General features: G+C 48.6%; 23 protein-coding genes. 12 read left to right on the top strand and 11 right to left on the bottom strand.

The genetic code is table 11. The annotated features are described in order from the left end of the window. Positions 1-92 precede the first annotated feature (92 nt). The gene (locus tag ACJJIZ_RS11025) at positions 93-1,163 is read left to right on the top strand and encodes an alkene reductase (protein WP_444916148.1); all 1,071 of its coding nucleotides are present in this window, start codon (positions 93-95) and stop codon (positions 1,161-1,163) included. Between the two features lie 28 nt (positions 1,164-1,191). Here the strand turns inward: ACJJIZ_RS11025 and ACJJIZ_RS11020 are convergent, their stop codons facing one another. The 7 genes from ACJJIZ_RS11020 to ACJJIZ_RS10990 all read right to left on the bottom strand — a co-directional run bounded on the left by ACJJIZ_RS11020 (position 1,192) and on the right by ACJJIZ_RS10990 (position 7,163). Further along, positions 1,192-2,007, bottom strand: coding sequence for a DUF817 domain-containing protein (locus ACJJIZ_RS11020; protein WP_444916147.1), 816 nt, complete (start codon positions 2,005-2,007; stop codon positions 1,192-1,194). 95 nt (positions 2,008-2,102) lie between these two features. Beyond that, on the bottom strand, positions 2,103-2,810 hold the full coding sequence (locus ACJJIZ_RS11015) for a hypothetical protein (RefSeq protein WP_444916146.1): 708 nt from the start codon (positions 2,808-2,810) through the stop codon (positions 2,103-2,105). A 333-nt stretch (positions 2,811-3,143) separates the two neighbouring features. Further along, a complete protein-coding gene (locus ACJJIZ_RS11010) occupies positions 3,144-3,386 on the bottom strand; it encodes a hypothetical protein (RefSeq protein ID WP_444916145.1) in 243 nt (80 codons plus the stop codon). 39 nt (positions 3,387-3,425) lie between these two features. After that, the gene (locus tag ACJJIZ_RS11005; RefSeq protein ID WP_444916144.1) at positions 3,426-3,650 is read right to left on the bottom strand and encodes a hypothetical protein; all 225 of its coding nucleotides are present in this window, start codon (positions 3,648-3,650) and stop codon (positions 3,426-3,428) included. 334 nt (positions 3,651-3,984) lie between these two features. Further along, positions 3,985-5,376 (bottom strand): class II 3-deoxy-7-phosphoheptulonate synthase, encoded by a 1,392-nt coding sequence (locus ACJJIZ_RS11000; protein ID WP_444896762.1) that lies wholly within the window; start codon positions 5,374-5,376, stop codon positions 3,985-3,987. A gap of 69 nt (positions 5,377-5,445) precedes the next feature. Next, positions 5,446-6,636 (bottom strand): amino acid aminotransferase, encoded by a 1,191-nt coding sequence (locus tag ACJJIZ_RS10995; protein ID WP_444916143.1) that lies wholly within the window; start codon positions 6,634-6,636, stop codon positions 5,446-5,448. 26 nt (positions 6,637-6,662) lie between these two features. After that, positions 6,663-7,163 (bottom strand): MarR family winged helix-turn-helix transcriptional regulator, encoded by a 501-nt coding sequence (locus tag ACJJIZ_RS10990; protein WP_444894279.1) that lies wholly within the window; start codon positions 7,161-7,163, stop codon positions 6,663-6,665. A 273-nt stretch (positions 7,164-7,436) separates the two neighbouring features. Here ACJJIZ_RS10990 and ACJJIZ_RS10985 point away from each other — a divergent pair, with 273 nt between their 5' ends. The 4 genes from ACJJIZ_RS10985 to ACJJIZ_RS10970 all read left to right on the top strand — a co-directional run bounded on the left by ACJJIZ_RS10985 (position 7,437) and on the right by ACJJIZ_RS10970 (position 11,496). Next, positions 7,437-8,567 carry a homogentisate 1,2-dioxygenase gene (locus tag ACJJIZ_RS10985; protein ID WP_444916142.1) on the top strand — a complete coding sequence of 377 codons (1,131 nt, stop codon included), beginning with the start codon at positions 7,437-7,439 and terminating at the stop codon, positions 8,565-8,567. Positions 8,568-8,643: 76 nt separating this feature from the next. Beyond that, positions 8,644-9,273 carry a maleylacetoacetate isomerase gene (gene maiA / locus ACJJIZ_RS10980; RefSeq protein ID WP_444905707.1) on the top strand — a complete coding sequence of 210 codons (630 nt, stop codon included), beginning with the start codon at positions 8,644-8,646 and terminating at the stop codon, positions 9,271-9,273. Positions 9,274-9,438: 165 nt separating this feature from the next. Then, entirely contained in the window at positions 9,439-9,720 is a 282-nt protein-coding gene (locus ACJJIZ_RS10975; RefSeq protein WP_282933358.1) for a 2TM domain-containing protein, read from the top strand. Positions 9,721-10,014: 294 nt separating this feature from the next. Continuing rightward, entirely contained in the window at positions 10,015-11,496 is a 1,482-nt protein-coding gene (locus ACJJIZ_RS10970) for a ricin-type beta-trefoil lectin domain protein (RefSeq protein ID WP_444916141.1), read from the top strand. 114 nt (positions 11,497-11,610) lie between these two features. Here ACJJIZ_RS10970 and ACJJIZ_RS10965 read toward each other — a convergent pair whose 3' ends face one another. The 4 genes from ACJJIZ_RS10965 to ACJJIZ_RS10950 all read right to left on the bottom strand — a co-directional run bounded on the left by ACJJIZ_RS10965 (position 11,611) and on the right by ACJJIZ_RS10950 (position 18,568). After that, the gene (locus tag ACJJIZ_RS10965) at positions 11,611-14,037 is read right to left on the bottom strand and encodes a PKD domain-containing protein (protein ID WP_444916140.1); all 2,427 of its coding nucleotides are present in this window, start codon (positions 14,035-14,037) and stop codon (positions 11,611-11,613) included. 18 nt (positions 14,038-14,055) lie between these two features. Continuing rightward, positions 14,056-16,773, bottom strand: a complete 2,718-nt coding sequence (locus tag ACJJIZ_RS10960) for a TonB-dependent receptor (RefSeq protein ID WP_444916139.1) — start codon at positions 16,771-16,773, stop codon at positions 14,056-14,058. Between the two features lie 263 nt (positions 16,774-17,036). After that, complete coding sequence (locus ACJJIZ_RS10955; RefSeq protein WP_444916138.1) at positions 17,037-18,023, bottom strand: FecR domain-containing protein; 987 nt, start codon at positions 18,021-18,023, stop codon at positions 17,037-17,039. A 29-nt stretch (positions 18,024-18,052) separates the two neighbouring features. Further along, complete coding sequence (locus ACJJIZ_RS10950; protein WP_282933363.1) at positions 18,053-18,568, bottom strand: sigma-70 family RNA polymerase sigma factor; 516 nt, start codon at positions 18,566-18,568, stop codon at positions 18,053-18,055. 227 nt (positions 18,569-18,795) lie between these two features. Between ACJJIZ_RS10950 and ACJJIZ_RS10945 the strand changes: the two genes are divergently transcribed. The 7 genes from ACJJIZ_RS10945 to ACJJIZ_RS10915 all read left to right on the top strand — a co-directional run bounded on the left by ACJJIZ_RS10945 (position 18,796) and on the right by ACJJIZ_RS10915 (position 24,571). Beyond that, positions 18,796-19,428 carry a biliverdin-producing heme oxygenase gene (locus tag ACJJIZ_RS10945; protein ID WP_444896752.1) on the top strand — a complete coding sequence of 211 codons (633 nt, stop codon included), beginning with the start codon at positions 18,796-18,798 and terminating at the stop codon, positions 19,426-19,428. 31 nt (positions 19,429-19,459) lie between these two features. Continuing rightward, positions 19,460-20,413 carry a tonB-system energizer ExbB gene (exbB, locus tag ACJJIZ_RS10940; RefSeq protein WP_444912683.1) on the top strand — a complete coding sequence of 318 codons (954 nt, stop codon included), beginning with the start codon at positions 19,460-19,462 and terminating at the stop codon, positions 20,411-20,413. Then, positions 20,413-20,847 carry a TonB system transport protein ExbD gene (exbD, locus tag ACJJIZ_RS10935; RefSeq protein WP_444916137.1) on the top strand — a complete coding sequence of 145 codons (435 nt, stop codon included), beginning with the start codon at positions 20,413-20,415 and terminating at the stop codon, positions 20,845-20,847. The genes exbB and exbD overlap by 1 nt, the downstream gene beginning before the upstream one ends. Then, positions 20,844-21,680, top strand: a complete 837-nt coding sequence (locus ACJJIZ_RS10930; RefSeq protein WP_444916136.1) for an energy transducer TonB — start codon at positions 20,844-20,846, stop codon at positions 21,678-21,680. The genes exbD and ACJJIZ_RS10930 overlap by 4 nt, the downstream gene beginning before the upstream one ends. 239 nt (positions 21,681-21,919) lie before the next feature. Next, the gene (locus ACJJIZ_RS10925) at positions 21,920-22,336 is read left to right on the top strand and encodes a YbaN family protein (RefSeq protein ID WP_108732723.1); all 417 of its coding nucleotides are present in this window, start codon (positions 21,920-21,922) and stop codon (positions 22,334-22,336) included. Positions 22,337-22,981: 645 nt separating this feature from the next. After that, positions 22,982-23,599 carry a hypothetical protein gene (locus tag ACJJIZ_RS10920; protein WP_413665227.1) on the top strand — a complete coding sequence of 206 codons (618 nt, stop codon included), beginning with the start codon at positions 22,982-22,984 and terminating at the stop codon, positions 23,597-23,599. Positions 23,600-23,785: 186 nt separating this feature from the next. After that, positions 23,786-24,571 carry a PhzF family protein gene (locus ACJJIZ_RS10915; protein ID WP_444916135.1) on the top strand — a complete coding sequence of 262 codons (786 nt, stop codon included), beginning with the start codon at positions 23,786-23,788 and terminating at the stop codon, positions 24,569-24,571. Positions 24,572-24,787: the final 216 nt, after the last annotated feature.

Here is a 24,787-nt window from a genome sequence, read left to right as displayed (position 1 = left end):
CCAAACACCTTATTGTTTCCAATAAGCTGTGAGCTTAGTCTGTGCGCCATCGATAGACAACTGCTTTTCGTGACAACATTGAGGCACACAAGATGACTGCGACACAGGATCTGTTTACAGGTATTCAATTAGGTGATGTGAAGCTTGCCAACCGTGCGGTGATGGCCCCCCTGACCCGCGCAAGAGCTGAAAATCACGTACCTACCCCTTTGATGGCTGAGTACTATGCACAGAGGGCTGGCGCCGGCCTGATTATTGCCGAGGCAACTATGGTGGCAGAGGGAACTTCAGCCTTTATTTCTGAGCCAGGTATCTACTCCCAGGAACAGATCGAAGGCTGGAGACAAGTGACTGACGCCATTCACGAGAGAGGCGGCAAGATATTCCTGCAACTTTGGCACGGTGGGCGAGCCAGTCACCCCGATTTGAATAATGGCACAACGCCGGTTGCAGCCAGCCCAATCGCCATTGACGATACGGTTCACACACCGAACGGAAAAAAACCTTACACCACCCCAAGATCCCTTGAAACTGTGGAGATCCCAGGAATTATCGCGGCTTTTAAACAGGGAGCAATCAATGCTAGAGATGCTGGCTTCGATGGAGTTGAGGTTCATGGTGCAAACGGCTATCTCTTGGACAGTTTTTTGCGGGATGGCTCAAACCTTAGAACAGACGAGTACGGTGGGTCTTTAGAGAATCGTGCACGCTTGCTGTTTGAAGTTCTGGAGGCCGTTATCGAAGTTTGGGGCTCCGGCAAAGTTGGATTGCGAACTTCTCCCCTAAACGGATTCAACAGCATGCGCGATAGCGATCCTGAGGGACACACTCGCTGGTTTGCATCAAAATTGAATGAATATAATTTGGCCTACTGGCACTTGATGCGAGCCGACTTCCTCGGCGAGCAACTCGGAGATGTATTGACTCCAGCAAGGGAACTGTATCAGGGCAATCTGATTGGCAATATGGGGTACGGGCGAGATGAGGCCAATACAGCCATTGGGCAGCAGCAAGTAGATGCGGTTGCCTTCGGCGTTCCATTCCTGGCGAACCCGGACCTGCTAAAGCGTTTTAAAGCCAATGCGAGCTTAAATGAAGCAGACCCAAACACCTTCTATACCGGTGGCGCAAACGGATATACCGATTACCCCACAATGCCCTAACCTTTAAGGAGCAAGCAGCTAGGTCGCCTTAAGCGGGCGACCTGCTTTCCGTACTCGGAGCACCAGCAGTCTCGGAGCGGATCTTCACGTTATTAATCAGTGAGACCAGTACAAAACTCAGCAGCATCAGTAGATACCATGAACTGAGCTTCGCCAGAGATACCATTTGCCATTCATGGGATTGATTAGGGTAAATCCATATATTTGCAAAAGTAGCAATATTTTCAGCAAACCAAATAAACAGTGCTACCAGCAACCACCCCAAAAGAAGCGGCATAGAGCGATGCTTTTCAACGACCTTAAAGTAAATATTGGTTCGATAAAATAATAACACTGTTCCCGCTAGTAACGCCCAGCGGAAATCCCAGATATAGTGATGTGTAAAGAAGTTGGCATAGATAAACACAACCAGAACAACTGTCAGCAATTTCGATGGATAGTGAGAATATTCAAATTCAAAAATTCGCCACACTCGAGCAATGTAACTGCCCACCGCGCTATACATGAACCCTGTAAACAGTGGCACATTACCAATCCCAAAGAAGTACTCTTCCGGGTAACTCCAAGAGCCAATAGCATCAGATGTCTTAAATATCTCCATGACGGTCGCAACGACATGAAATACGACAATAACTATTGACTCCCTGAATGTTTCCAGTTTTGTAGCTAGAAGAAAGACCTGAAAGGCTATAGCAGCCAGAAAGATAAAGTCATACCGGTGAATCGATTCCAGTGGGTACCAATAGTTGGTGACAATCATAATTCCCAGCAAGAAGCCACCGAAAATACAGGCATAAGCCTGCCTCAAGCCAAACAACCAGAACTCACGAATATATCGTTTCAAATCCACACTTGATAACACTGCAAACAACACCTAAGTGGAAAATTTCTGTGGCTTCAAGCCTACCGATTCCAATACCTTTCTATTTTTAGAAAAAATTATCTGACATTTATGTTTTTAAATCCAAACTCTTTACTCCCGGCCTTAAAGCCGAGATTCAAGATTTCAGTATAGTTCTCAGGGACTTCAAAAAACACGATTTCCAGCTCGGCCTCAGAACCGCGGGGAAGCTCCAGATATACCATTCCCCTCACTTCCTGCCCACCCCTAAATACCTCATACTCCTTGAAGACAGCGCCATCTTTCATAATCAGGCGCCAGGAGGAAAGCCTTACTTTTTGCCGACTTCTCCGATTAGTCACGGTCATACGGCACTGCACTGTACCGCCCTGCCTTACACAATTATTGTGATGAATCTCGACCCCTTGCAGGTAAACAGCACCACCTTCAGAAGTCGTTTTTGGAAGACCTGCAACAAAATCCGGACTGTGATACTCCTTCCCCAGAATAAAAAATGAAAAACAGGAGATCGAATAAGCCAAAACCACAACCACACCAAATAGGTAGCGATTTTTTAAGTAGCTCCAAATACATAGAGATAGCGAAGTGCACACAATCACAATGGCCATAAAGGCTACAAAATACTCAGGGCGCCATATGCCGTATAGGTAAATCATGGGCTCAGGAAATAGATACTGGGTAAGTGCCCATAACACTGCTACTAATGCCGACAATACGCCCAATATTTTTGCAGCAAAAAACTTCCTGCGACTAACTGAGTAATGTCCCTTTACCATATCTGTCATTTTGCTTTATCCCTATACAACCAGCGTCAAGCTGGTTAGCTAGCACTGCTGACAAGTCACTTAAGCTTCAAGCCAGCGCAAAATGGTACATGATACAGATTTAAAGACCGAAATCGATTACACCTTATTTCTAAACCTATCCTGGCATAATCGATCAAAACTTAAACACCACACTCTTCAATAAGCTTGTAGCGCCCTTCTTGGAATTTGAACATGACTTAATTACATTGAAAATACAGTCATACTAGTTATAGAGAGAGGAATGAAAAGTCAGGGAATTAATCAGAAAGGGAATGGCAGGAAGCCAAACCCTTTGTCGATAAAGAACCCGATCTACTGAGCTCCTACCGCATTCTGGTAGTCTACATAGGCAGGTATCGCTACTGCAGCAAGAATACCCAAAATAGGAATTATCAACAAACAAACACCCCAAACAGACCACTTTTTCTGAACAGAATTAAAATGCTCAAGGCTTTCCCATTGCTTATTTTTCCAGGCGAGTTCGCGCCCCTTAATTCCCAGGTAAATAGCAACAATTAATCCAGCATAAGGAATCAAAGTCAGTAAACTAGCCAATGTAAGCAATCTCCAATAACAGTTTGTCAGACAGAAAAACTAGTCATCGCTGCTGCAAGAACTGCCACTCGAACTACTGCCAGAATCACTATCGTACCAACCATTATCCTCATCGCTACTGGAGGAACCGAACCATCGTGCCATCAAACCTATACCAAATACGACTAGCATTATCGCGTAAACATCGATTTCAACAGTGATCCCCCGGTAAATACCAAGGCCAACAAGACATAAACCCAACAAAAACTCTATAGTTCGCACCATTGCCCCACCCTACAATTTACTTTTACAAAAATTGACAGAACAAACTATCAAATATTATCAATAATGTCGGATAAGGGATATCCATCCCCTAATCTAATAAATAAGGTGACTTTAATTGATACTTAAATACTGTCAGTCGAAGTAAAACCTGGAGAATATTCAGCTTGAATGTCTTAACTGCAACAGGAGCAGCTCCTCACATACAGGCTGACAAATATAGAATACTGATTTAGAGGGAGTTTCAGTTGAGAGAAATGAAAACCTCTTATTCGAGCCAAAGGCTCAAGATAAGAGGTTTTACATTCAGAATTTCTTAATTAAAGAGAACAGCCAATTAAGCGATTCGACCAGCGCGCAACCATTCAGAAACACAAAACGCCAGTTCTAACACCTGATCGGCATTTAGTCGCGGATCGCATTGGGTGCGGTAGCAACTGGCCAGGTCTGCTTCAGAAATTTTCCAAGCTCCACCGGTGCACTCAGTGACATGCTGTCCGGTCATTTCCAGATGGATACCGCCGGGATGGCTTCCCTCGGCCCAGTGTACCGAGAAAAAGTCGCGAATTTCCCGCAGGATTTTTTCAAAATCGCGAGTTTTATAGCCGTTACCCGCTTTAACGGTATTGCCATGCATGGGATCAGTGCTCCATACCACCGAGCGCCCCTCCGCTTGAATGGCGCGCACCAATGCAGGCAATTTTTCTCCCAAAGTATCGGCGCCCATACGGGTAATCAGTGTAAGGCGACCTGCATCGTTCTCGGGGTTGAGCTTATCGATCAAACGCAGCAGCTCATCCGGTTGCATCTTTGGACCAACTTTCACCCCAATCGGGTTACAAACACCGGAGAGAAACTCCACATGAGCGCCATCCAGTTGCCGAGTGCGTTCACCAATCCACAGCATATGTGCGGAGCAGTCATACCATTTGCCAGTAAGGCTATCGGTTCTTGTCAGCGCTTGCTCGTATTCAAGTAATAGCGCCTCATGAGAGGTATAGAGTGAAGTCTCACGAATTGCGGGAGAGTTCTCTGAGGTAACACCACATACCGCCATAAACTCTAAAGCTTCCTGAAGGCGTTCCGCCAGCTGGGCATATTTTTCCCGCTGAGGATTATTCTTCAGGAAGCTGAGATTCCATTTGTGCACCTGATGCAGATCGGCCAATCCCCCCTGGGCGAAAGCTCGCAGCAGGTTCAGGGTGGCAGCCGATTGATTATAAGCAGTTACCATCCGCTGTGGATCAGGTATGCGCGCTTCAGCGGTAAAATCAATGCCGTTGATAATATCGCCACGGTAGCTGGGCAGTTCTACTCCGTTCACCGTCTCGGTATTTGCTGAACGGGGTTTGGCATATTGGCCGGCCATTCTCGCAACTTTCACCACCGGCAGGTTACCGGCAAAGGTGAGCACGACAGCCATCTGCAACAATACCTTGAAAGTATCGCGAATGCGGTTTGCGTTAAAATCGGCAAAAGATTCAGCACAATCACCGCCCTGCAAAAGGAAGGCTTTCCCCTCGGCAACCTGAGCCAGCTGACGGCGCAGCTCGCGAGCCTCTGCCGCAAAAACCAGGGGCGGATGACCAGAGAGCTGTTTAGCCACCTGGGCAACATCTTCGGCAGACGTGTATTGGGGCTGTTGATGTGCGGTGAAGTTTCGCCAGCTCTGGGGGGTCCAAATTTGGGTGGGGGATTCGGGCACTGGGACTCCTAGCTCAACTTCCATCTTTCACTCTTACTTCTAAAGGATAAATCTTAAGGGTGAGCATATTGCTCACCCCCAAATGTGCCGAATTTACAGCACGCTGGCAACAGCCTTACAGAAGTATTCCATATTATTGGAACTCAGGCCGGCAATACTGATGCGACTCGAGTCCACCATATAAATGGAATAGTCCTTTTGCAGCTGTTGTACCTGTTCGGGATTGATACCCAGGAATGAGAACATCCCTTTCTGCTGGCGGATAAAACCAAACTCACCGGCAGCACCCGCTGCGGCAAGCCCTTCTACCAATCCAGCACGCAAACCGTTAATACGCTCGCGCATTTCGGTCAGCTCAGCTTCCCAGTTCGCTTTCAGTCCCGCATCAGTAAGAATAGATTCTACAATGGCAGCACCGTGGGAAGGTGGCATGGAATAGTTGCCACGAATAGCGCTCAGCAACTGGCTATGGCCTTTATCGGCGGCTTCACCATTCGCATAAATCACCATAGCCAGGCCGACACGTTCGCGATAGAGGCCAAAATTTTTCGAGCAGGAAGCCGCGACCAGCATTTCTGGAACAGATTCAGCCATCAAGCGCAGGCCGTAGGCATCATCTTCCAGGCTCTCGCCAAAGCCCTGATAGGCCATATCGATAAACGGCGTGAAGCCCTGCTTTTGCGCCATTTCTGCCAACACTTTCCACTGCTCACGGGACAGGTCCGCGCCACAGGGGTTATGACAGCAGGCGTGGAAAAGAACAACATCGCCCTCACCCACATCCTTCAGAGTCTCGACCATTTTGTCGAACTGCAAACTACTGGTAGCACGGTCGTAGTAGGGGTAGCTCTTGATTTGCAAGCCCGCATTACCCAGAAGCGGCACATGGTTAGCCCAAGTGGGGTCACTCACCCACACGGTTGCCCCAGCTTTGGCGCGATTAATCAATTCCGCCAGAACTCTTAAAGCACCACATCCACCGGGAGTTTGAGCTGAGCGAACGCGACCGCCCGCCAACGCGGGGTGCCCGGCACCCAGTACCAGCTCCTGCATGGCTGTGTTGAAACCTGGAGTTCCGGCCGGGCCGATATAGGCCTTGGTTTCCTCACCCTGTAATAAGCGGGTTTCGGCTTCCTTGACGGCTTGCAAGACAGCGGTATGGCCTGCCTCATCTTTGTAGACGCCCACACCGAGATCAATTTTGCTGGGGTTTTCATCCGCGCGGTAGCTGGCCAAAAGGCCCAAAATCGGATCTGGCGGAAGGCTGTTTAAATGCTCAAACATCTGAAAACTCCTCTTAGTTATCTCATTTATTCATCAACGAGGCCGCGCTCAGACCATTCCTTCGCGCGCACCATTAACTTATCAATAATGCAATCCAGTTGTTCCCGCTCCTCAGTGGATAGGGATGCCATCAAGTCATTCTCGTACTGATGGGCCAGCGGCACTATGCGAGCATAAATATCACGCCCCAGCTCCGACAGGTTCAGCACTTGCCGGCGCCGGTCACCGGGATCTTCACTGCGTGTAATGTAGTCATTCTTTAACAGGGAGGAGACGGCCCGACTGATTGCGACCTTGTCCATCGCCGTCTGCTCAACCAGCTCGGCGGCGGATAAATCGGGAAAACGACCCAGAATTGCCATAACCCGCCAAGCGGGAATGGTGAGGTGGAAGCGCGCACCATAAGCTTGCGCAATAGCATTACTCACTCGGTTGGAAAGTACCGAGAGGCGGTAGGGTAAGAACTTTTCGAGGCGCAGCTCGTCGTTCTCAACAACGGTGGGTCGCGTGTTTTGTTCGATTGTCATAGCTGCCCTCAAACCTGCCTGCTCGGGTGTCCCGGTTGTACCTGATACTCAATTTAACTAACATTGGTTTCAATTGTAACCACTATCGGCACAAATACTTTCTGGAAAAGTTACCGGGCCATACGAAAAAATGGCCGGACAGTATAGGTTTTTTTGCGCCATATTTGCGAACTAATTGGATCTATGGCGCAAGAAATTTGCGTGTAAGTGGCGCTGAGATGCTCAATTTTTCGCCACACCTTCGAACCATCCGCACAGAAGCGAGGCCACGCCATGAAACAGTGGATCAGCTTTCCGCGAACGGAAGGAAATACAAGCCGCCAAGCCCATGCAGATTTCCCTCCCAACAGCTTTGAAAGGGAAATGGGCAAAGAGGGTTTTTTTGGGCCCTGCACCCACTTCTACCATCGTCATCCCCCCACCGGCTGGAGTCAGTTCGAAGGTCCACTGCGTCCCCACGCTTTTGATGCCACGCAAATGAAGCACAAGGGAACAAGCCCCTGGGATCAAAAGCCGATCCTGCGAAACCAGGATAGCCAGGTCGCCCTCTGGACCTGCCGGGAGCCTATGGATCATCTGGTGCGCAACGCTGACGGCGACCAACTCCTGTTTATACACAATGGGAGCGGCGACTTGTTCTGTGATTTCGGCCACCTATCTATTCGCGATGGCGACTATATCCTGCTGCCCCGCGGCACCTTATGGCGCCTGACGCCGACGGAGGATGAGCCGCTGGAACTATTAATGGTAGAGGCGATAGGTAGCCATTTTCAGCTCCCCGAAAAAGGCATCCTTGGCCCCAATGCAATTTTTGACCAGGCGATGCTGGATGTGCCTCGTATAGATCAAGCCTTTCTCGATCAACAGGGCGATGATGAGTGGCGGGTTGTGGTTAAAGCCCGGCAACAGCTGTCGACCATTACCTACCCCTTCAACCCACTGGACGCCTGTGGTTGGACTGGGGACAACCTGGCCGTTCGCATCAACTGGCGCGATATACGCCCGCTGATGAGCCACCGCTACCACCTACCCCCTTCGGCTCATACCACCTTTGTCGCACAAGGTTTTGTTGTAGCGACTTTTGTGCCTCGCCCGATTGAGAGTGACCCGGGCGCACTCAAAGTCCCCTTTTTTCACAACAATGATGACTTTGATGAACTCATCTTCTATCACCGTGGTGACTTCTTTAGCCGCGACAATATTCATCCGGGGATGCTTACCCTCCACCCCATGGGATTTACCCACGGCCCCCACCCCAAGGCATTTGCTACCGGAGCCCGGCATGCACGCAAGGAAACCGATGAAGTTGCTGTAATGATCGACAGCCGCACCCCCTGGGATATTCTCCCGGATGCCCATGCCGTGGAGCTAACAGATTATGTAAACTCCTGGAAGCCAAAATGAATACGGCGCATCCAGACAACACCAAAAAGGCTGACATTCAAACAGCCAAACGCCAAAACAAAGAAAAGGAAAGAGAATGGACCTTTACGGATACTTTCGCTCATCCGCCAGCTACCGAGTGCGTATCGGGCTCAACTTGAAAGGCCTGGAATACGAGTATCACCCGGTAAACCTGCTCAAGGGAGACCAGCACGGAGACGACTACCGCACGTTGAATCCACACGGGCTACTGCCAACCCTGAATAATGGCGAAACCAGTCTCACCCAATCCCTCGCCATTTTGGAATGGCTGGATGAAACCCATCCAGAACCAGCGCTACTTCCAAAAGCCCCTGAGGCCCGCGCACATATCCGCGCGCTCGCGCAAAGTATTGCCAGCGATATTCAACCTATACAGAACCTCAGGGTTCTGCAGTACCTTCAGGCTGAACTCAAAGTCAGTGATGAGCAAAAAACTCAATGGATTCAGCACTGGATACACCTGGGCTTCTCGGCGCTGGAGAAGCAATTAAGACCCTCGCCTTTCGCCGCTGGAGACAATCCAGGGTTGTTCGAGTGTTGCTTACTCCCGCAAGTATACAGTGCGGAACGCTTTGGCCTGGATATGACCCAGTACCCCAAAATCCAGAAAATCACAGACGCTTGCAATGAACTGCCGGCCTTTATTAAAGCCCACCCCTCAGAACAACCCGACTGTATTGTGTAGTACTCTTTTATGGATGCCTGGTCTCATCGGGCATCCTTCATACACTCGAAAATTTCACTACTTGCCACATGTCATTGGCTGTGGTTAATATCCCTGTCCAAACTTGAAAATAACTCGAATAATAATATTCCCCACTGCTGTAGCTAATCAGCCGAGGTCATCAGTATGAACTCCCAAGACCAGATCTCCCCCAAAGAAAAAGAAGTCATTAAGCATGTCAAGAAGCTGAAGAGCTTTTACCAACACCTAATCACCTATTTATTAGTTATCTCGGGACTAGTAATTGCCAACTTAATACTCGCCCCCGGATACTTATGGTCACTCTGGGCGGCATTTGGCTGGGGTATAGGGCTCGCCTCCCATGCAATTAGCACCTTCAATTTATTTAATTTCTTTGGTGAAGATTGGGAGAGAAAGCAGATAGATAAGAGAATGGGGCGTAAATAGCAATAAATCGTGCGCGATGGAGCATCGCCAAATACAAGCATATGCTTTAGATGTTAGAGTACTTTCCTTAAAGTACTCTTCTCCTAGCCTCTCACTGTCAACGCAAAAATTCCAAACACTTGCCTACTTACGAACAATTACCTGTAATCTAAATAAAAATCTACGCATCCCAAGCCGTTTGAAAAAAACAGTTAATTAACAGGCTTAAATTATCGAGCTCTGGTAACAAAGTATTAACACACTTTTTATATAACAAATAATAAATATACTATTAAAACGATAACAGGAACCCCAATGTCCTTCCTCAAATTCTCTACAGGCGCTCTATGTCTATCACTTTGGATATCTATACCCAGCATCAGTAAAGCTGACACTTTTCACTGGCCCGATTACCAAGCAGAAGCGGCCACCAGTGAGCATCGTATTGATGAGCTTTATTACTTACAGCCCCATAACAGCTATGAGCGGCTAGAAGACGGTGAAACACTGACTGACTGGCTCGACAAAGGCTTTCGATCACTGGAAATCGATGTCGTAGATCACGGTGCCTGGCAAGGTAGCAGCCATGGGCCCTATGTTGCTCATGGACAAAACGACATCGGTAATCACATGTGCAATAGCAACGGAGACGATGATCGTCTGGAACACTGTCTGGACGATATCAAATCCTGGCTCTCCGTTAACACTATTGAAGCGCCAATAATGCTGTATATCGATATGAAAACCAATTTAGATTGGTTTAACGCCTGGTATGCAGATGAAATTTATTTACTTGACCAGTATATCCAACAAGAGCTGGGCGACCTCCAGTACAGCTACCAGGATATGCTTACATATTTACAACAAATTTCTTCCTCAGAAAATTACCGTACCACGCTTACAAGTACGGGATGGCCTAGCGTTGGCAACTTATTAAATAACGGCAAAAAAGTAATCGTTATTTTTACCGGAGGACAGTCAGGCAACGTCAATAATCGAATGGAATCCGCATTAGACTCCTACGCGATGAGCGCATTTTTATGTCCTGATATAGATACCGCAGATCCAGAAGAATTTACCAGCTCCATTGATTCAATAGGCAGCAGTAGTTCGCAAAGAATATTTTGCGGCAATGTCCAGGCTGGCGATCATTACCAGATAACAGCCAACGCAGCCGCTGAAACCAAACAGCTGATGCACCTATGGGATAGTTCTGGCGATTTTAGCAATACCGACTACGGCTATATATTTGCAGCAATCGCACATGGTGCCACTGCAATCGGGATGGATCCTGATACAGTCGCAACCACCCCCAATTATACCGGCATGGCAGTTCCTTTTGTCGGAGTAAGGAGAAGTCTTCCCGGCTATTTGAGAATCCGTTCTGCGTCAAATGCTGACTTGTGCATGACCGTCTCCCAGGGCTATAGCAATGGCTCAAACCTAAATATCAACAACTGTGGCTCCAGCAATGAACAGCAGTTTGTTTATACTGCTGAAGGCCAACTCCGTCCCAAGGGTAATAATAAATACTGTGTTGACTTCAACACTGGATCTGCTGATAACGGCGATAAAATGCACCTGTGGGATTGTGACGGTGGCAATTCGGAAAAATGGCAAATCCAGAAAAGTGGAATTATTCAGAATCGCGATAAGAACTGGACCTACTGTATAGACGCACCGGGTAGTTCAACCGAAGAGGGTGAGCGCCTTCAAATTTACAAATGTGATAAGAATGATAAGAGCCAGCAGTTTGTTTTAGAAGCAGTCAATGATTGGGCGCAGAATAGCTTTTAAGGTTTGATTACGATTAAAAAAGGGCGCCTTAGTAGGCGCCCTTTCTCAAAGAGGTCACAATGTTATAGAACCTCAGCAATAATATGTATTATTGCAGAAGTAAGCTTTGAAAGATTAATTTAACTCCCCTGCTTCACACTGCCTCCACCCCTCGCTAAAGATACCATCATCGATGGCTACCCAGGTTTCGTAGGTGAAGGTCAACTCCGGGATTTCTTTAATATTAAATGAGAAATGGAAGCCTTCTATTTTTTCATCTGTGCGCATACAGGGAACAGAGGGTACCCATGTCTTGAAGTCCAGAGACTCTCCCTCGTTAATAACCTGTCCCTCTGCAACACCCTCAAACCATGGTGTAAGGCTAGCCAAATCGCCATTGATATGCTTCACCTGTACATTCTCAATAGTGTAATCGGCATCAACTGCAGTCAGAGACCATTGTAGGTATTCATCTTCGGTAGGGGATGTATCCCACCGTAAATCTGACGGAGTACCGTAGCTTGGAATATTTTCATACGGCATGGGCAGCCAAAGGCTCTCTTCCCAGGAGTTGATATTACGCAGACGCACACCTTTGGCTTCGCTCATGGGCTCAACTTCTACAACAAAATCGTATTCCGGCGCATCATCAATCAAATCTGTGGCGTAGTAGCGGAATACGTAGGTGCCCGCTTTCGAAAATACGGTACCAGTTGTATTTTCACAATCTTCACTATCTGGATAGCTGGTAAATTCACCACCTTCCGGCGCGCTGATCAGCTCTTCATAAGTGAATACTTCATCACCGTCAGCATCTACCACCACAGGGCGATGCAGCAGGGACATACAGGGCAGGATTTGGTAATAATCTTCACCGGTGGATAAGCTACCCCAGTTGCGCGCCCAAACTACAGAGCGGATTTCTGGTGCCGTGTTGGAAACTTTGGCAAGACCATCGTCTTCAGAGTAGGTTTTGGCATATAGACCACGATCATCACTGACGATCAGGCGAGCGGTATAGGAACCCGGTACATCGGTAACTACCTGAGCACGGCGAAGCTCTCCACTCTCCGGTTCGGTAACCGGTTTAATTACCGCATCACTCCCATCGGGCCGGTCAACCAGCTCCCAGTGGAAGGTCATTTCATCATTATTAGGGTCGCTACTGGAGGCATCAAACACCAAAGCATCGCCAACGAGCACAGACTTGGACTGAGCTTCGACACTACGGGTAGAAGGATAACCATTTACCTTGCCAATCTTGGCTTCCATAGTGGCTTCTAGGTCTATCTGGTTGGTTCCGTCAGATACGGTCATGCTTACGCGATAGGTACCTACCACATCCAGCTCTTGGATTTTCTTACCCAGCGGTTTCCAAGAACCAATATCAACCAGTTCGGCAACACTACCTTCAGGTTTTTCAATTAGCTCCGCTTCAATAATTTGCAGAGCATCACCCTCAGGGTCATAGCCAACAAAATTAAATTCAGCGCGAAGCCCCAGCTCTTGCTCACCAATACTGTAGGATGGGTAGTAACCAGTAGCTTCTATCTCACCAATCGGAGCTTCATTGACTTCCGCTTCGGAATCGGCTTCAACTACGATAGTAACTTCACGCTCCTCACTCTTTCTTGCGCCATCAAAAACAAACAAAATTAAATTGTAAGTATCTGCCGCAATAGGAGTAAATTTAACGGTAGAGGTTGTCTCTCCCTCTAACTCGGGAACCGGAATACCATCAGTTTCCACCGGACTATAAGCCCACTTCCAGCGGTATTGCAGAGAGTTACCTTCAGGGTCATAACTCTCGCTCGCATCCAGTACAACTTCTTCACCAAGAGTAATCGTCTGGTCTTCTGTTACTGCAACAGGTGGAGCATCACCGGCGGAAACAGTTACCAGAACTTCCGCAGGCTCACTGGCAACTCCATTATAAGTAACAACTAATTCAAGCTTGTAGTCACCTTCGATATCCAAGTGCAATGTAGCTTGGCTAGAGTCACTGTTAGTCAGGTACGCAGCACTGTCGAGAGGCTTTTCAATCAGGGTCCATAAATATTCCAGATCTCCAGTCTCACCCGTTGGCGGAGTACTCAAGCTGCCATCAAGGCCCAGGGTCTGAGTACCCAGGATAACACTGTGCACCGGCTCAGTAATTGCCACTGGATTCGGGCTGGTTGCGGTCAACGTTATACGGGATGCTTCACTGGTTTCAGTACCGTCATCCACAATCAGGCTCACAACATAGTCGCCCGGGAGATCAGCAGTAAACTCTGTGTAGGCATCCTCAGTACTGGCCAACTCTACCAGGCTAAGCTCAGGCCACTCAATCAGCTCCCAACGATAAGTCAGGCTTGCATCTCGCGAGCTGCTACTGTCAGTACCGCTCAATTGAACAGTGACATCACCGCCAGCCAAGGAGAAAGTTGTGTCTACAGGGGACAACAAACTGATACTGGCGGTAGGTTTATTATTTGAGCCGTCGCCCGAACCACCGCCACCACAGGCGGCCAGCACGAGAGACAAACATAGCATGCCGATAAGGGCTGCTGCTCTTTTCATCTGTGGAACTCCAAATGTTTAATATTGATAAGTGAGACTGAGTCTTGCCGTACGTCCCGGTGCAGGCACCAAGCCGAGACTCAAAGCATCGATGTAATATTGATCGGTTACGTTGTCGACGGTGAAATCCACCGAAAAACTATCGTTAAATTGGAAGCTGGTATAAAAATCTAACAGTTCGTAGCTCTGCCACAGCACCGGCTCAGTAAATCCAGCTTGATCGCCGTAATAAGGAACAGGGTTTCGCTCCCCCATAAAAGTACCGCGCAGCCCGAATTCCAATTTTTCCTGGAATAAACGCAAGCCAATATGCGCACTGGCATGCCAGTTAGGTGGGACCATATTATTGAAATAACTGTTTTCTATACCCCAATCCGTGCAGTAAGTACGCACATAGCTGGCAACATCACAGACTTCAATGTGGCTGTATTTGGTAGCACTCAGCTCAACTAACCACCAGAGGGCATCGTATCCAAGGTTGAACTCAAAACCTTCAAGGTCGAGGCTATCGATATTTCGCATACGGAATAAATCGGAGATACCGCTACCTTGCTTTTCTTCATCGGCGTTGACCCCGGTGCGAGTCAAATAGTCGTCAACATGGTTTTCGAAGTAAGCAACTTTCGCTCGGAGTTGATGATGAGTTTCAAATAACTGGCCGTTAAGATAATTAATCCCAACCTCATTATTTTTTGCATGCTCAGGCTTAAGGGTGATATCCAGTGCGGGGCTCGATGAGAAACCAGTGGTACCTTCAAACAGGCTCGGCATACGCAAAGCCTGCGCATGGCGGGCATAGAATTGCAAACCCTTGATCGGCTCCCATGTCAAAACCACAATAGGTGCAGTGCCGGAGCGACTATTGCTGTAGTAAACGTCCTCACAGCCCCCTTCCCCATTATCTACACAAAAATCGGAATCAATGCTCAACGGGAGGGGATTATTGTCTTTTGAAGAGAAATGGGTATAACGAACTCCAGACTCCAGCGTCCACTCCGGCCACGGTTGCCATTCAATACCGGTGAACAAGCTGTACTCATCGCGCCCACCACTGCGGGAACCGGCATAAATACCTTCAGCGGTCTGGGTATCGCTATCCAAGTCTTCCCACTGTGCAGAAACACCATAATCCCAGCGCAATTCACCCATGGGGTAGAAGCGCATACTATTGGTGATATCAAGGCCAAAGCGCTGATAATCATCATTTCGCGCAATATTATCCTCCAGCTCGATAGAGAATATATTCGGTGTGTTCAGATCAGTGACCGCATCGGTGTGCCAAAAATTGACACGCAAGTCGGCCCAATCATATTCCACCGGCTGCCAACGATAGCGTGCAGTGTAGGTTTGGTTAAGCACTTCACTATCGAGCCACTCGCGCGCCTGACCGAAATTTGAAAGAACCTGCGAGGGCATCATCTCACCAAAGATACTGTTATAGCGGATATAGCCCAGCTCAAGACTTTGGTCTTTTGGCAAATGGAGACTGCTTTTTAACAACCAGGAATCGCTAGAAAAACTAGTATTCGGAATCCGCTCCCCGGCGCGGTAAGGGATGCTTTCTCCCAGTTCACTCTCCAGTTCAACCTTAGTCTCGGTATACCAAGCCATTTCTTGAGGCTCACCAATAACCACTTCCGGCGCGGGGCCATCAGTACCCGCATAGTAATTTCCCTGTTCGCGCTGGGCGTGAGCCAATACCAGATCACCCCACTCAAAACGCTGGGCGCCCGCAAAGCTCGCCGCGTAACCCTCAAAATCCAACAGGCTGGGCCTATCCATTCCATGGTCCGGCGCAAAGCTGTCCGGCATTGTATAGTCAGCGGTGCAATCACTTGCAAAACGGCAATCGGAGCGATAAACAGGGCGAGGCAAGTGGTAACCAGCGTAAGTACCAGCCTCTGGAGCCTCGCTATTGTTTCCGATACCACTGACACGAACACGGAAACCCGACAATTCGCCGGGTTTTACGACATCTTCTGCTCGCAGGGTATTTACACTGACAATGCCACCGGTAGCGCCAGTGCCCTCGGCACCCATTACGGGGCCTTTATCAATACGCACGGACCCAATCAGATCTGGGTCAATATAACTGCGACTGGAAACCCCGGCATAACCGCGATAAATCGTTGTTTCCTGACGACTGCCATCGATTAAGACAGGAACCCTGCCCTGCCCTTGCATACCGCGAATATTGACATCCAGACCACCGGAATTGCGGTTTTCACTGATAAGTACACCGGGAGTGCCCTGGAAAATATCGCCAACACTGGTACCGCGAAAGCGCTCAATATTTTCCTGGGTGAGGATATTTACAGAGGCGGATTCGCGAAATGCTTGGTCTTTCTCACCGCCATCACGAGTCTCAACCTGAATGCTGTCCAGCACCATCAGATCCTGCTCGCCAGCGGACTGGATCAGCCAGGCACCACTACCAACGGGAACCGCTTGCAGGTTGGTACCGCGCAACAAGCTCAACAGAGCTTCTTCTGCACGATAGCTGCCAAATAGTGCTGGAACAGAAATAGTTTCCACCAGGTTCTCGTCGAAAGAGAGCGTTACCCCAGCCTGACGCGAGTAGAGGTTGAGCACATCTCCCAGATTGCCCGCAGGCAAACTGAATTCGATCAACGCTGTGTTGCCCTGCTGGGCTTGCGCAAAACTCGATACGGGAACTACGGCCAACAACAGTGCCAACAAGGTGGGCAAAATATGTTTTGGGGCGCGGGACTGCATTTAAGCGGCTTCCTATTCTCAGGTGTATAACTAGGAAGCCGAACGAAAATCAAAAACCCGTAATCTAAATGAGAATTATTTTGTTTTTTTTGCTTCGGAGGGAAAACTAGCAATCAAAGGCGTCATCAAAAATAAAAAATGACACCTTCGGATAACTTTTTTGTGGTCATCTGGCAATAAGAGCAGGAATTAAAGGTTGCCCGTTCCGAAAAAACCGTCGGCCCGGACGAACAGGGGAAGGCAGGGAGCGATGCGACTTACTATCAGCCCGGCAATTGAATCGTTGCCCACCAACGCGTGGTATAGCTCAGTTCAGCTCCCGCCGAACGCGCCAATATTTTTAGGATGGTATCGATATCGTGAAGCTGGAAAACCCCGGAAACCTGGTGATCTCTTAATGCAGGATCACAGCGTAAAAAACCAACACGATAGCGAGACAACTCTTCAAGCAGCGCTCCTAATGGCATACTCCGAGCTGAAAGTACCCCGTCAATCCATCCGCTGTAATCAAACATCTTGCTGTTCAGAGCGAATGAATCGGCGCCAGTAAGGCGATAAGCCTCACCCGCCTTAACTGCAAAGGGCTCTATATCCGCACTCGGTTGAACCTGCACCCCACCTTCCACAACCTGCAAAATCGTGTGGTCATCGCCCTTGCGCACAAAAAAGCGCGAGTCACGGGAAATCAGCTGCCCCTGAGGCACCGATACCTGCATTGGCCTCGGGTCAGCGGCACTGGTCAAGTGCATTTCACCTTTAGTCAGCACAAGGGAACGGATTGCTGTGCCCGACTCCCACTCAATGGCACTACCGGTGTTTAGCCAGACTTGGCTCTTATCATCCAGAGTATATTGGGCCGGCTTAGAACCAGAGGAATAGTCAGCGGACATATACTTCAGCAAACCGGTGTCATATCCCACCAGGCCAACGGCAAAAGCCCCAAGGACACCACCACCCATGCTTTTAAGAGCAGCCCTGCGATTTAAACGGCGAATTTCTGCATCGGTTTGATTTAGGGTGGAATGGGCCAAACGCGGCGCTCGGCGAGCCACCGTATCTAGAGGCGACTCCATCCGCTCAAAACGCTGCCACGCCAGTTCATGCAGAGGGTCCGCCGAACGCCATTGACTGCAAGCATCGCGCTCTGAGTCAAGCGCCTCGCCGGAACCCAGGCGAACGCGCCAGCTAACGGCTTGCAACAGTACTGCTTCAGGAATTTTTTCTCTATTTTTTTCTGGGGCGTTTGACATCGGCAAGCAAGTTCCAAGTCCATAGAAAATTATTCGTTATCGTACGCGGCGGCATAGCACTTGAGCATGGCTTTTGCGATATATTTCTCTACTGAGGAAAGGCTCAGCCCCTGCTGCTCAGCCACCTGGCGGTATGTTAAGCCGTCTAGCCTCGCCATTAGAAATACCGTTTTCTCTATCGGGCGCAGACCACTGAGCAATTGATCAATTTGCTCCAAAAGCCCCAATAGCTCCCACTTATCTTCTGGGGAGGGACATTCCGGTTCCGGCAAATTTTCCAGCAGCGCTAAATAATTTTTCTCCAGCACTTGGCGACGGGCTTGGTCGATCAGCAGGTTCCCGGCCACTTTGGTTAACCAGGCCCTCGGACTTCGAATTCCCGCAGGCAGGCTCGGCCTATCCAGCAGACGAATAAAAGTGTCCTGAGCTAAATCCTGGGCATTATCAACACCGGAAGTTCGGCGCGCTATCCAACGGACAAGCCACTCGTGGTGCTCTTGGTAAAGCTCATCAAATCCTGGGGTTGAAGGGGTTTCCGGGGCCAAAACTCAGACCTTGCGCTGTAATCTTTTGAGGGCGGGGACTGTAAATGATATCTATTCTCATTTAAAGTAGCTGAGCTGAGAATGTTATATCAATTTGGAATAACCCGGTGAATTTTTCAAAAAATATTGATCAACGGGATGGGTTAATTTGAATTTGGTCCGTCACCCATTACAAAGCCACCGGAATAACCGGGCGGTTATTGTTTAATTTGTTTTGGAAAAATCCCGTGAGCAATCCAGCAGAATGCCAATCCGTTGAACCGACAGAGCCCACCTTTTCCGCTTGGCTGAAAGAAGGCACTAATACGACCCACGAGAGTCTAGATAAACGCATTATGTCCCTGTCACCATTTTCCAATCGCGAGCGATATGCACTGTTTGTTCGCACGCAGTCGCGACTGCATCAAGCGGTGTCTGATTGGTTTCAAAGTGACGAATTAAATAATTTTTTGCCCGGCCTGAAAGAGAGAGACCGCTCTGAAGCAGTCCTCCAGGACTGTGCTGATTTCGAAATGCCCGAGAGCGATTTAAAAGCTGATCAACAAGCCGCAGCAGAAGTCACAATTACTGATTTCCACTCTGCACTGGGCTGGCTCTACGTAGTTGAAGGCTCCAACTTAGGAGCGGCATTCCTTCTCAAGTACGCGCGCAAACATCTGGATTTATCAGAAGAGTTCGGCGCACGCCACTTGGCAGGACATGAAGACGGTCGCGGGTTACACTGGCGCCAATTCAAAACTGCGTTAGATGCTCTTGCACTCAACCAAGAGCAAAAAGAAATAGCCCTCAATGGGGCCAAACAAGCCTTTGCTTTTGCACGACAAAATGTCGAACAATTATTAGCGCCCGCTACACCCTAATTTATTTTTCACCTGAAGCCAGGAGTCGGTAATGAAAATCTGGACTGTAATTTTATTGTGCCTGCTAGGCAGCACATTGGGCCCATTGCCGGCTTTAGCGCAGGAAAATAATTCCAACTCAAGCGAACAAAGCAATACAGAAATAGTTCTCGAGGGAGATGTGGAAACCTCCGTGGGGTTGCAAGAAAATCAAGACAACTCTACCTCGACCGCAACCTCCAACATTGGAGATACCGCTTTCAGCGCACACGATTTATCTCCCATGGGAATGTATCACGCCGCGGATATCGTCGTTAAAAGCGTAATGATCGGCCTACTCTTGGCCTCTGTTTTAACCTGGGCGATTTGGCTTTTTAAAACCGTGCAGCTGGTAATAACACGTCGCAAGGCCAAACAATTATTGGCAACCCTGATCCAAAGCAAGACGTTCGCCAATGCCGAATCAAAGCTTTCAGGCCAAACCGGCGGTGCCCTGTTATTGGTAGAAGCGAGTCGCCACGAACTCGACTTATCTTCAGGTGGCCCAGTGTCAGATGACGGCTTAAAAGAACGTGTTCTGGCTCGCCTGGAAAGAGTCCAGGCCTCTCTCGCTACCGACATGAACCGTGGCACCGGAATTCTGGCAACCATCGGTTCCGTCGCCCCCTTTGTCGGTCTATTCGGTACGGTATGGGGGATCATGAACAGCTTCATCGGTATCGCAAAAACCCAAACCACAAACCTGGCCGTAGTGGCTCCAGGTATTGCGGAAGCCCTGCTGGCAACTGCGATCGGCCTGGTTGCTGCGATTCCGGCGGTAGTGATCTACAACTACTTTTCCCGGGCTATCGGAAATTATCGCGCGGTATTGGCCGATAATGTCACCGCCTTAATGGTACTGATTAGTCGGGACCTGGATCGCCACCATCCAAATGCGCGCCCGCTCGCCGAACTGGTTAGCGCGAACAAAAAGCGCGCAGTACCGCAGGTTCAGGGCGTCAACTAATGGCATTCAATCTCAACAGCAGCAATAGCGAAGAACTGCCAGAACAGCACGATATCAATGTCACACCTTTTATCGATGTGATGCTGGTATTGCTAATTATTTTTATGGTTGCGGCTCCGTTGGCCACTGTAAGCGTGCCCGTCAATCTACCCTCGGCGACAGCTCCACAACAACCCCAGGCAGAAGATCCGAAATATCTCACCCTGCAAAAGGACCTCACCCTGACTCTCGGTGAGGACAAAGTTATTGTGCGGGAAAACTTGGCTGCTGAACTCCAGGCAAGTGAAATTGGCACAGAACAGCAAATCCTGCTGCGTGCCGACAGCAAAGTGGAATATGGGGATTTGATGGACCTGATGAACCGCCTTGCCAGTGCCGGATACCAGAAAATCGCTCTGGTAGGTCTGGATAAACCGGCGACCGTAAACCAATGAGCCTCTTGGCCGGACCGAAGGTAAAATCTGCAAGGCGTCCGCGATTTTTTCTATCGCTCTGCGCCTTTTGCTGCGCCCTAGCCCTTCACGGACTTATTGCCGTCTATTTTTTATGGCAGCCCAAATCCGAACTGGCGCTGCCGCCTGCTGCAGCACCACAGGTATTTGAAGTCAGTATGGTAGCCGCTCCAGTGGCACCACCCACGTCGCTACCGGTAGGTCCTCAACAACAGGAATCCTCTCCCGCAAACCAGCAGAGCAACGAGCCACAAAAAACCTCTGCGCAGTCAGAGCCTGTTATTTTGCCAGAAGCCCCCTCGGAAATTGCCATTGAGAAGCCCGAAGAGGAGCCCCCCACGGAGGAAAAGGAAGAGCCCCCTGAGCCAGTGGAAGAGAAGGAAATCGCACAGCAACAAGACTCCAGTGGAGAGGCTACTGGAGAAACTGTTGTTGAAGAAACATCAGCCCCTCTCGCGGCAGATGTAGCAGAAGCAGAGCAAGCTGCGGCACCGGAAGTGGGCGCCTTGAACCAGAGGGAATCACAAGCCAGATTAACCTGGCAGAACCAATTACAGGCTCACCTTGAGCGAAGAAAACGCTACCCCCGAAGCGCCCAAATACGGCGTCAACAAGGTATTCCCTGGGTACAATTCACGATGGACAGAAAAGGCAAAGTACTAAAGGTTGAGCTGCACCGAGCCAGTGGCATATCGTCTCTCGACCGAGAAGTCGTGGCCTTGGTGCGCAGGGCAGAACCACTGCCTAGACCACCAGAAGAGGTACCCGGTGATCCTCTGACAATGGCCGTTCCGGTCGAATTTTTTATTCGTTAACCAAAATAAATTGCTTTCTCAGAACTGGGAGGCCTGGTTTCACATAAACCAGAAAGTCACCTCCCTGGACAGAGGAAATCATCCACATAATCCGTTACCCTGCACTAGCGACCTATCGGCCTGCTGACTCTATTGACTAGGTGCTGGGCAAACTGCTTATGAGCAAGCAGACCAAGCGGACAAATATTGTTACTTTTGATGCACAACTACTGCAATAAGCTAGAGGGTAGAGGTACCGAATGAAAGAATCCACTGAAGACAGCGTAATGTCCTACACCCCGCCGTTGGCAAAGGGCTGGATGCGCTGGCTGTGGGGCGCCGCTGCTTGCTTTTTTATCGCCCTTGGCATTATCGGAGCCATTCTTCCCGGCCTGCCGTCGGCTGTATTTATTGTCCTCGGTGCCTGGGCCGCATCACGCAGCTCCCAGCGCCTGCACCAATGGATCGAAGAACACCATCTCTTTGGGCATCTATTGCGGACTTGGCGCAGTGGTTATGTAAGCCGCAGAACCAAGTTACTGGCCAGCCTGACAATGGCTATATCCCTAGCTTTTGCCATCCTTCATATCAGTAATATTTACCTTCTTTGCTTTACCATTGGCGGCATCAGCTGCGGCGCCTACTGGATTTGGTCCCGGCCGGAACCCAGGGAGTAGACAACGCTACTTTCTACCCCTATTTGGCAGCAGACACCCGTAGATTTTAGCGCTATAGTCCCCCAACAAGGATTTGTCTGGGGGACAGGATGTACAACGTAGTACTTTTTTTTCACCTTCTAGGTGCGACAATTTGGACCGGTGGGCATCTGATACTTGCCTGCACAATACTACCCAAAGTTTTACGGGATAAGTATGTAGCTTTTCTTTCCCAGTTTGAAAGCAGCTACGAAAAGATTGGCATCCCCGCCCTGCTCATTCAAATACTCTCCGGGCTATATCTCTCATATACCCTACTGCCTGACTTATCGCAGTGGTTCAACTTCTCCAATCCAATTTCTCGCCTGATATCCTTCAAACTGATTCTTTTGGCATGCACTTTCTTACTGGCAATTGACGCAAGGCTGCGAATCATTCCAAATCTTTCTGAAAAAAATCTCACTGCACTGGCATACCATATTATCCCAGTTACAGTACTGTCCGTTCTCTTTGCTTTTGTTGGAATTTCATTTCGAACGGGATGGTTGTTTTAGATTGCGCCCCCGCGCACATACTGCTGAATCAGAAGGAAAAGCCAAAAACGTCCCCACTGGCTTGCTTGATCGATATACTAAGCAAAAATGAGATATGACAGGAGTTCGGGGTTTGTCTATAGCTGAATACTATGAAGTGATTTTCGATACGCTGGAAAAAAACGAATCCATCCAAGACGGCCTTGAAAACCTTTCTTTTTGGGCTGATGGCCGAACCCCCAATTTGGCATGGCTAAAGCTGCCCACTATGCTAGGAACGGATGAACTTGACCTAGCCCAAACATGGTTCGATACAGAACTGGTAGCTGCTGGGGACTCGCTTCCTCCTTCAGTCCTATATTTCGAGCTGCGTGAATTCAGAGATAGTATCGGCCGGGAATTCCCGGATATCAGCTTAACTCTACTTCCTCAACTATTTAAAAGCAGAGAGGATTGGGTATATTCAAAATCTGATTTGGGCTCGAGATATTTGAGAAATATTGCAGCCTTGTGTAAAGGAGCTAACAAGCCGAAACACCTAAATAGAGACGGATACATTGGTTTCAGCTTATGCTATACATCCCTCTTAGCGCGAGAACTCTGCAAAAACGAACAGCTTCTCCAATACAGTGAAGAAGCACCTATTAAGATTGTTGTTGGATTTTCTTCTGGAGACCTTCTTGAGATTATGCGCATATCCAACGGCTTGATTTATTTCGAACGTCGCTTTGCGCAACTAGAGAGCCTGTAAATAGTTCGCTATATTTCTGTAGACTTTGAAGACCCGTCCCATGGAGCACTGATGGTATGAGCATCCTGGCTTCCCTCAGCCGTTAGATAGTTTGTATACCAAAAAACAAACTGGCACAAACAAGCCAACTATCACAATAATTTTATACTGCCCCAAAATAGCATCTATTACTCAAGGAAAAAACTAATGGAACTAGCAATTTATCAAGTAGATGCCTTTGCCTCCGAGGTATTTGAGGGTAATCCCGCTGCTGTATGCCCTCTTGATAACTGGCTTGCGGATGATACGCTGCAAAAGATAGCTGAGGAAAACAATCTCTCTGAAACCGCATTCTTTGTTAAGAATGAAGATTCCTTTTCTCTGAGATGGTTTACTCCTGAGGCAGAAGTAGATTTATGTGGCCACGCCACACTCGCAGCTGCCCACGTTCTATTTACTCATTTAAGATACTCAGGCCAAACCATCCAGTTTGATACAAAAAGCGGCCCACTGTTAGTCCAGAGATCGGGAGTTGTCTATAGCATGGACTTTCCGGCTAGCATTCCGGTATCCACAGAAGCACCTGATGCTCTTATTGATGGCCTCGGCATCACTCCGCAAGAAGTTCTGTCCGCATATGATTATATAGCTGTGTTGGGTAGCGAAACCGATCTAAAATCTGTAAATCCAAATTTTATAAAACTCTCCCAGCTGGATAAACGAGGAGTTGTCATTACCGCTCCTGGGGCAAGTAACGATGTTGATTTCGTTAGCCGATGCTTCTATCCAAAATTAAGGGTAAACGAAGATCCTGTGACAGGGTCAGCGCACTGTCAACTGGCACCATATTGGAGCCAACAATTTAAAAAGGATGTACTTTTAGCTAAGCAACTCTCCAAGCGGACTGGACTAATTCACTGCGAACTGCATAGTAACAGAGTCTCTCTCAAGGGAGGCGCTATAGATTATCTTCACGGTAGTATTAAGATTTAATGGCTTGGAGAGTTAAATTTATATAAGGAGCCTCTAAATAAATCCGTGATGCTTCTGGCTCACAGAGATATTACGGAATTGTTCAGAAGCTCCATAAGTCATCTTGCTACGTGTTCTCATTGAAAGCTCTTCAGCTCTGCTTAGTGGTAACCTTCCCCCCCAAGAAAACAGAAAAGCTACTATCCGAACCTCCAGTTACAACCTGACTCAACTCCC

The sequence above is a fragment of the Microbulbifer maximicatervae (SeqCode) genome, assembly GCF_052467225.1.
The sequence above is the reverse complement of the archived record's forward strand: the minus strand, read 5'-3'. Positions and strand labels throughout refer to the sequence as shown.

Excerpts from the sequence above, each read along its gene's own strand:
- ACJJIZ_RS10955 (WP_444916138.1), bottom strand. The coding sequence starts at position 18,023 with ATGTCAAACGCCCCAGAAAAAAATAGAGAAAAAATTCCTGAAGCAGTA.
- ACJJIZ_RS11000 (WP_444896762.1), bottom strand. The coding sequence starts at position 5,376 with ATGGAAGTTGAGCTAGGAGTCCCAGTGCCCGAATCCCCCACCCAAATT.
- ACJJIZ_RS10915 (WP_444916135.1), top strand. The coding sequence starts at position 23,786 with ATGGAACTAGCAATTTATCAAGTAGATGCCTTTGCCTCCGAGGTATTT.
- ACJJIZ_RS10990 (WP_444894279.1), bottom strand. The coding sequence starts at position 7,163 with ATGACAATCGAACAAAACACGCGACCCACCGTTGTTGAGAACGACGAG.
- ACJJIZ_RS10965 (WP_444916140.1), bottom strand. The coding sequence starts at position 14,037 with ATGAAAAGAGCAGCAGCCCTTATCGGCATGCTATGTTTGTCTCTCGTG.
- ACJJIZ_RS10995 (WP_444916143.1), bottom strand. The coding sequence starts at position 6,636 with ATGTTTGAGCATTTAAACAGCCTTCCGCCAGATCCGATTTTGGGCCTT.
- ACJJIZ_RS11025 (WP_444916148.1), top strand. The coding sequence starts at position 93 with ATGACTGCGACACAGGATCTGTTTACAGGTATTCAATTAGGTGATGTG.
- ACJJIZ_RS10930 (WP_444916136.1), top strand. The coding sequence starts at position 20,844 with ATGAGCCTCTTGGCCGGACCGAAGGTAAAATCTGCAAGGCGTCCGCGA.
- ACJJIZ_RS10975 (WP_282933358.1), top strand. The coding sequence starts at position 9,439 with ATGAACTCCCAAGACCAGATCTCCCCCAAAGAAAAAGAAGTCATTAAG.
- ACJJIZ_RS11005 (WP_444916144.1), bottom strand. The coding sequence starts at position 3,650 with ATGGTGCGAACTATAGAGTTTTTGTTGGGTTTATGTCTTGTTGGCCTT.
- exbD (WP_444916137.1), top strand. The coding sequence starts at position 20,413 with ATGGCATTCAATCTCAACAGCAGCAATAGCGAAGAACTGCCAGAACAG.
- exbB (WP_444912683.1), top strand. The coding sequence starts at position 19,460 with ATGAAAATCTGGACTGTAATTTTATTGTGCCTGCTAGGCAGCACATTG.
- ACJJIZ_RS11015 (WP_444916146.1), bottom strand. The coding sequence starts at position 2,810 with ATGACAGATATGGTAAAGGGACATTACTCAGTTAGTCGCAGGAAGTTT.
- ACJJIZ_RS10985 (WP_444916142.1), top strand. The coding sequence starts at position 7,437 with ATGAAACAGTGGATCAGCTTTCCGCGAACGGAAGGAAATACAAGCCGC.
- ACJJIZ_RS10925 (WP_108732723.1), top strand. The coding sequence starts at position 21,920 with ATGAAAGAATCCACTGAAGACAGCGTAATGTCCTACACCCCGCCGTTG.
- maiA (WP_444905707.1), top strand. The coding sequence starts at position 8,644 with ATGGACCTTTACGGATACTTTCGCTCATCCGCCAGCTACCGAGTGCGT.
- ACJJIZ_RS10960 (WP_444916139.1), bottom strand. The coding sequence starts at position 16,773 with ATGCAGTCCCGCGCCCCAAAACATATTTTGCCCACCTTGTTGGCACTG.
- ACJJIZ_RS10970 (WP_444916141.1), top strand. The coding sequence starts at position 10,015 with ATGTCCTTCCTCAAATTCTCTACAGGCGCTCTATGTCTATCACTTTGG.